Genomic DNA, 5,699 nt, shown 5'->3' with positions numbered 1-5,699 from the left:
ACCTCAAACAGATCTAGTCCGGAAACGACGCGAGCCACAGGCCTCGTCGTCCGGCGAGTAATCCTGCGGCTCACTTCCAATCCCACCGCAATGGGATGGCTACACATGCACTATAGCAAAGCAATAGGCATTGATCGCCATCAATAAACAGCAATCGGCAGTGATCGCCATCAGTAAACAGAGACCCGATCGAACTAGCTCACCGTGCGAAGTCCCTGCTCAACGGGCTGAAGACCAGAGGATCAGCCCCGGTAGGGTGTTTCCGAACAGCGCACGGTCACGTCCGTGAATCCACGTTGCCGTAGCAGTTGAAGTACCGACTCCCGTCGCATCCCCTGGTCTGGGCCTGGTCCCACTGTGACTGACTTGATCGCGGACGGTACCGAATAGGGGTCGAGCGGCTGGTCCCACTGGAATCTGTGGAGTTGTACGTACGGCACGACAGCACCGGCTGCGGACGTCCGGTACATGCACGGCATGTAGTACGTCCCGGATCCGAAGATCAGCCGCCACTCATCCTCTTCGCTGAAAGCGGGGTTCTTGAACTGGGCAAGGGCTGTCACTGCGTTGGTCATCGCCGACGAGTAGCTGGCCGGGTCGACGATGCTTTCCGCAGTCTTTTCGAGGAGATCGTCATCGAGGCCGTAGATGACCTTGTGTAGCGAGGACTCAGTGATGTACCCCACCGCGTCGTCTCCTGCCCGTCCCCACGGGATGTTTAGAGCTGTCAGTGCGGCTGTGCGGAACTCGATCGAGTAGCCTCCCCCATTCGCTCCATACCCCCTCCACTGACTGAGAAGATCGCCCTTTTGACAGAAGCTGGTGACATACGCGGTGTGTGGGAGCCCGTCTTCGTAACCGTCACCGGTGAACTTCCCGTCGCGGAGCTTCTCCGCGAAAGCATCCATGCGGGCTGCGACGACCGAATCGTTGCGCGGGACACAATCTCGGATCCGGTCAGCCAACGCGGCCGCCGCATATCTGAGCTCGGCCGAATCGTTCAGGAACCGTGCGTCCGTCGCCCACAGAGCGATCGAGCGAGTTCTGGGGACGTCCTCCATGCCGGACTTCTCGGACAGGGCCCCTAGTCTGACCGGTTGAGCGATACCCAACAGCCCTGCTGCTGTCGTGTAATGGTGCAGCGTATCCGGCAATTCGACGGCCATTACGGCATCGTAGGTACTGGGAACATCTCGGTCGTATCCGGGTGCAAGGTGTCGCGTAGCACGAGGTGGTGTCCGACCGCCCACCCATAATGAATGAGATCACTTCGTGGAGAGGTGACTTCATCTCGCTGCGAAGGAGACACCGCACCTTGTCGAAGAAGCACAGCCGGAAGTCCCAGAACCGTCCGCCTAAGCCCGCGCGAGTGGAGCCCAACACCATCACGCGCCCCCAGATTACGAGAGCTACCAGCGTCACGGTTCTCTACGAGCACCTGCACCCCAACGTCGTGGCCGAATTCAAGCGTCCGTCAGGGTCTGCATACGAACGTGTCGGTTTATTCAGGAAGATGGCCAGGACCATCTTGCCCAACGATGTGACCACTCGGATTCGGCTGTCCGGATCCTTCACTGATTCGGTGGATTCGATCCTTCGCGATCATGATGTCGCGGTCGAAGCTGCGTACACCACCGAACGAGGCGCAAACGTAGCCGTCGCAAGGACTATAGCCGCGCCAGATGGGACCTTCGACATTGTGCTGGACGCCGGGAATCTCCTCGACGCCGAAGCAAACAGTCAAGCGGACAGAAGGCACCGGACACGCTCGATCCGCCACACGGCTGCGCATGAGCCACAGCATGTGCTGTTGCATCTGGCTCGTACAGATGGGGAGTACTACCGCGAGGACATCATCTGCGCGCGTACACCTCGCGCGTACCGAAAGAACCTGGCAGAAGCACTCGATGAGTATCGTTGTGAGCTTGCGGCGAACCGGATTGCGCCGAGCGCGACGAGCCGAGAATCAGTTTTCGTCCGCGACCTCAGTTCTATGAGGGAGGCCATCAACGGGGTTCGAGCGCTCGTCGAAACTGACATCGACAGAGCGCTCTATGTGACGATGACGGCTGCGTGCCAGATGTTCAAGGCTCTCGCATACCTCGCCGCCGAATATGTTGTTGCCGGACGTGAACCGGAACCTCCGCAGCCTCTGTCGCCTGGGTGGGATCGCTACCTGCAGCAATTGTGGCCTGACGTCCTCCGACTGTTGCGTGGTGTCCCGGCCGCCGACGAGCCGTGCACTCACGACCTGTTGACCTCGACACTGGCGGCGTTGTGCGTCCGGTTCTCTCAGTGGATGCATGAGGTCGGTATTCGCTACGAGAACCGTGAAGATGGGCAGGAGTGCTACTGGGACCATCAGGTGTACTGAGCGCACTACTTGGGAACCACAGAACCCCGGGTCGCCCCGTAGAGCGCCCCGGGGGTTGTGTGTGGTGACTGCCAGCGCCCGTGTACGGATTCCTAGGCGGAGACAAATTCGTACAACTCGATGGCGATCACCGCGGTGTGAGCATGGGCGTACTCGCACCGAGTCCTAGTCCACCGGGTGATAGTTCCCGGTGTGGTCGGAGATTTCCCACCGCCGGCCTTCCCACACGACAGGTGAGAATTCGTCGGCTGGATCTTCGGGTTCGGCATCGCCCTGGTCGATGTAACCCATCATCGTGGCAACATCGACCGAGGCCGGCGTCGCCGCAGCGATTCCCGCACCAAAGCCGACGGTGGAACGGCTCGCGATGTCCGCGGCGATGAATTCGGCGAGATCGTCGAGAACCGCGCGAGGTTTCTCCTGGTAGTCACACTTCGTACCCGTGCAGGTCTCGAACTCGGCGCTGGCCCGGAATCGCCCCAGCATGGGGGCGAGTACTTGCTGTTGCCAGTACGCCGGGCCGGTGGAGTAGTGCGTGTCCTTGGCCGCGCCGTAGGTGGCCTTCCACGCCGACATCGCTGCCGTGAGTTCTTCGACCATCGATCCGTGATGAAACCAGCAGGGCCGGACCTCCCGGAGCGCGTAGCGCTCCCGCAGCCAGGCAACCCACTTGATCAGTTCCGTCCACAGCTCGTTCGCGGCGGTTTCGTCGAGGTGGGGCCAGGCGAAGGGGCCGGGGGTGAACCTGTCGCTCACGACATCGCCACCGGCTCGGATGGTGCCGACTTAGTTGCTGTCTCAACCTGTTCCGAAGCCCAGTCCGGCAGCTCGCCTTCTTCGCAGATCCGGTTGTAGACCCTCTCGGAGGAATCCACTTCGGCTTTGACCGCTGGCACATTCCACACCGTTGGCAGGTGTATCAATGCCGGTGCGGCGCCGCGGTAGAGCATGATCGCTTGATCGGCGGGCATTTCCCGCAGGTTTCGGATCGACATCACCGGCCGCGACCTCGGGGCGTGCTGCGGGGTGTGCCATTCGTCGTAGTCGCCGAGCAACCGGGAGATCGACGCTAATTCCGCGTCGTCCATCAGACCGGGCAGGATCACTCGCACCGGTGAGGTAGTGGTGAACATCTCGCCCTCGTAGGTGCCCCACCGTTTCTTGTTCTGCAGCTCGCCGTGGGAGAACGCCCAGATCGAGATGCCGCCGCCGCCGGAGTCGGTGATCAGCGAGGGCAGGTCTGGGATGGGTGCGACGTTGTTGACCTCGTCGAGGATCAGTGACATCGGCGGATCCAACCGTTCCTGCGGCATCTGACGGCCGACTTTCTTACCGAGGTGATAGATCTCGGCGGCGAGGACGGAGGTGAACGCCCGGCAGGAGCCGGTCTTTCCGTCGGAGACCAGGTAGACGGTGTTCGGTCCGGCCACCAGCTCCTCGAGGTTTTCGGACTCGTCGATCGGCACGTCGACCGCGGCGAGGAGAATCGGAGAGGCCAACGACTCGAGCAGCTGGGTGGTGGCGCCCAGGACGTCGTCGGAGGAGTCGGATTTCGAGTCGAGGATCTGCTCGAGGTCTGCCGCCCAGTCGGGCAGTTCCGCGGCGAGGAGTTCGCGGACCTCCTGCACGCCGCGAGAGGCGGACCAGACCCGCACCGTCCGAAGATCTTTACCCAGCCGGGCCGCCGCATACAGGTAGCAGCGCATCAACACGGCGGCCTTGCCCTTGAAGTACGAAGCATTCTTCGAGTCATCGGATGGCAGCACGTTCACCAGCGCTGCGGCGCGGCGGATAGCGGTGTCGGGATCGTCGCAGCCCGCCAGCAGTGACCACCGCAGCCGCATATTCTTCGGCCACCGAGTGATGTCCTCCGGGTCGAACACACGCACCTTGCCGGCCCGTAGGCGATGCGAGACCGTCGACCACAGCAGATCCGGTTTAGTCGAGGTGACCAGCGCGAACCCGGCCGAGGCCACGATGCGGTGCCAGGCGATGCGCCAGGACTTACCCGATCCGGTGGCGCCCTCGATCATCACACCGTCGCGGTACTGCAAGAACACGTTGTCGGCGGCCGATCGGCTGCCGTAGAGCCGGCCGAGGCGCAGTGCGACCTTGTTGGCGTCGATCTTGCGGTTCGCGGTCTCTCGCAGTGACATCCGGTTGCTTTTGGCGGCCTTGACCGCTTCCTTCCGGGTCAACCCGCGGACGACCAGCTCGTTTCGGTCGGCGTGGCCACGCTCGCGGGACTTCCGCTGGGCCTGGCGCAGCATCAACCGGGTGCTCGCGAACATCCCGGCAGCGAGGCAGCCCAGAGCAAGGACAATGATGCAGGCCCAGGTCAACACCGGTCTCCCAGGTTGGCTGTCATGCGGCCATGCCGCGGCCGGATCGCCAGGCGAGGTGAACAGGCCTGTGAAGACATCGATGACCCCGTACATTCCGGTCGGCAGTGCCCCGCCGTGGCCGGCGAGGAGTCCGGAGAGGAAACCCCCGCCGACCACACTGAACACGACACCGGCGACGAAGCTCACTGCTGGGAAGAACCCATAGGGCAGCACACGCGGGGTGGGGTGCTGTGGGGTGCTCATGCGATCTCCTGACGATGCGGCTCTTGGTACTGCGGGTGAGGGCCGGCCACCGTGATGAGGGCAGCGAAGGCGGCATGGATGATCAGGGCGATACCCGCCACGGTGACCGTGGCGGAGGCAATGTCGGTGGCCCCGACACCGAGCACATGCGACAGCACCGCTGTGAGGACGTCGTCAAAGACGGCGCTGATCCACGAGAACGGCGGATACCACAGCACTACGGCGAGTATCAGAGCGTGGCCCGCCTGCGCAGCGGTGAGGAAGATCGTGTCGGCGCGGCTTCTCATGCTGCTTCTCCCTTGATCACTTCGTCGGTGTCGGTGAGGGCGATCTCGATGTCCGAGCGGACGTGCTGCATCAGGATCGGGTCGGCTTTGCCGTATTTGACCAGGCAGTGGCCCTTGTCGAGGGACATGATTATTTCCACCGAACCCGGTGGCAGGTGGTACATCCGGGCGGTCTCCTCAGCGTCTTCGACCCGTTCCTGGCCGTAGAGGAAGACAATGCCCGCCTCTTTCATCAGTGCCCGGGCCGGTGATTCCGGCGACAGGTCGGAAATGTGGTGGAACGCCGACACCGTGGAAAGGCCCAGGCCGCGGGAAAGTTTCATGTTCTCCCGGAATACCTTGCCGGTGGACCCGTCCGCGATATGCCAGCCCTCTTCGACCAGCAACAACGTTTGGTTCAGGTCGGCAGAGCGGGAGGCGAGGACATTCGCGAGCCAGGTGTTGATCACG

5 protein-coding genes and 1 pseudogene are annotated in these 5,699 nt (G+C 62.5%); 1 reads left to right on the top strand and 5 read right to left on the bottom strand.

What is annotated here, in order from left to right:
- Positions 1-242: 242 nt before the first annotated feature.
- A complete protein-coding gene (locus tag WAW17_RS07225; RefSeq protein ID WP_422332313.1) occupies positions 243-1,166 on the bottom strand; it encodes a DUF2971 domain-containing protein in 924 nt (307 codons plus the stop codon).
- A gap of 287 nt (positions 1,167-1,453) precedes the next feature.
- Here WAW17_RS07225 and WAW17_RS07220 point away from each other — a divergent pair, with 287 nt between their 5' ends.
- Entirely contained in the window at positions 1,454-2,374 is a 921-nt protein-coding gene (locus WAW17_RS07220) for a hypothetical protein (protein ID WP_422332312.1), read from the top strand.
- Positions 2,375-2,539: 165 nt separating this feature from the next.
- Here the strand turns inward: WAW17_RS07220 and WAW17_RS07215 are convergent, their stop codons facing one another.
- The 4 genes and pseudogenes from WAW17_RS07215 to WAW17_RS07200 form a co-directional block, all read right to left on the bottom strand.
- Positions 2,540-3,130: a hypothetical protein gene (locus WAW17_RS07215; RefSeq protein ID WP_422332311.1), complete on the bottom strand. Its 591-nt coding sequence runs from the start codon at positions 3,128-3,130 to the stop codon at positions 2,540-2,542.
- Complete coding sequence (locus WAW17_RS07210) at positions 3,127-4,962, bottom strand: type IV secretory system conjugative DNA transfer family protein (protein WP_422332310.1); 1,836 nt, start codon at positions 4,960-4,962, stop codon at positions 3,127-3,129. The genes WAW17_RS07215 and WAW17_RS07210 overlap by 4 nt, the downstream gene beginning before the upstream one ends.
- Positions 4,959-5,249, bottom strand: coding sequence for a hypothetical protein (locus WAW17_RS07205; RefSeq protein ID WP_422332309.1), 291 nt, complete (start codon positions 5,247-5,249; stop codon positions 4,959-4,961). The genes WAW17_RS07210 and WAW17_RS07205 overlap by 4 nt, the downstream gene beginning before the upstream one ends.
- Positions 5,246-5,699: pseudogene (locus tag WAW17_RS07200) on the bottom strand (ATP/GTP-binding protein); the annotation flags it as partial. The gene WAW17_RS07205 and the pseudogene WAW17_RS07200, both read right to left, overlap by 4 nt.

It is taken from the genome of Rhodococcus sp. (in: high G+C Gram-positive bacteria) (genome assembly GCF_049286785.1).
GTDB lineage: Bacteria > Actinomycetota > Actinomycetes > Mycobacteriales > Mycobacteriaceae > Rhodococcus_F.
The sequence above is the reverse complement of the archived record's forward strand: the minus strand, read 5'-3'. Positions and strand labels throughout refer to the sequence as shown.

Coding starts and splice junctions, on each gene's coding strand:
- WAW17_RS07225 (WP_422332313.1), bottom strand. CDS start 1,166: ATGGCCGTCGAATTGCCGGATACGCTGCACCATTACACGACAGCAGCA.
- WAW17_RS07205 (WP_422332309.1), bottom strand. CDS start 5,249: ATGAGAAGCCGCGCCGACACGATCTTCCTCACCGCTGCGCAGGCGGGC.
- WAW17_RS07210 (WP_422332310.1), bottom strand. CDS start 4,962: ATGAGCACCCCACAGCACCCCACCCCGCGTGTGCTGCCCTATGGGTTC.